1 protein-coding gene is annotated in these 967 nt (G+C 48.4%); it reads left to right on the plus strand.

All coding sequences use genetic code 11. The features are described from left to right. A partial coding sequence (locus tag KVH01_RS29420; protein ID WP_217883798.1) for a hypothetical protein occupies positions 1 to 708 on the plus strand: 708 nt, incomplete at its 5' end. Positions 709 to 967: the final 259 nt, after the last annotated feature.

Genomic DNA, 967 nt, shown 5'->3' on the forward strand with positions numbered 1-967 from the left:
ACGCCGAAGGCGGGTGACTCAGAAAAGGCCAGGGGTATTCTTGTAAACGACCATGGTGCGCCGTTGCCAGAGGCTGGGGTGACAAATCCGAAGCCTATTGAGGGTGACTCCAATGTGTTCCGTATGCATGACGCACAGGGCAACGAAAAGCTGGTGGGTGCGAACCTTGAAGACTTAACGCAAGTAATGATCAATAATATTTCTATCGACATCGTTCTTTGTGCATCGTCTTCTGGGGCCCAGATTCAGGTACTGAAGGACCAAAAGGGTTCAGCATTGGCTTTTGATAAGCCCTTTACAGCTATACCGGATACTCTTCTCGTCGAAGCGCACTCGCCGAATAGGCCATACCAGAAGGCGTGGGTAGTAATGGGAGCAAATAAAGCAGTTTTAGATCCTGTTAAATTTAAACCTATAGTGATGATGACAGTAATAGATGTCTCTGTGTCCGGAGACACAAACGAAAACGAATATCTCGTAGTGAAAGATAGCTATGAAATATTCGATCCCTTCACAATGGTGGCTTCCAGACCACCGACTCGCTTAACCGACGCTATCGGACCGGATGGAACGACGCGCAAGTTCTTGGTGGACGCCAATCTTGAACTCGTGCCGTTAAGTAAGCAGCTGCACTCAGCTCGACTAGTTAATATTCAAACCCATGCTACTCCGATCTTGGTAAGTACAAACCCTACATTTCGACCATAGAAGAAACGGGTAATTGCGAGATCACATTAAAGCTTAGACTTGACCTTACAATCACCTGACTACCGGAATGAAGCGTCCTGATAAGTTTAGTTTATTTTATCCACCCCCCTTAGAATCGTAAGGGGCTGGGGAACACACCTTCCGAGCCAGGCCGATAAGGGCGATTGTGTCCGCGTATTGATCTGACCCCGAATGTGCTGGACGCCTTCTATGCCCGCCGTGCTTGAGTCCTGTATTCCACAGGGCTCAGGCCACTTAG

It is taken from the genome of Pseudomonas khavaziana (assembly GCF_019145205.1).
Classification (GTDB): domain Bacteria; phylum Pseudomonadota; class Gammaproteobacteria; order Pseudomonadales; family Pseudomonadaceae; genus Aquipseudomonas; species Aquipseudomonas khavaziana.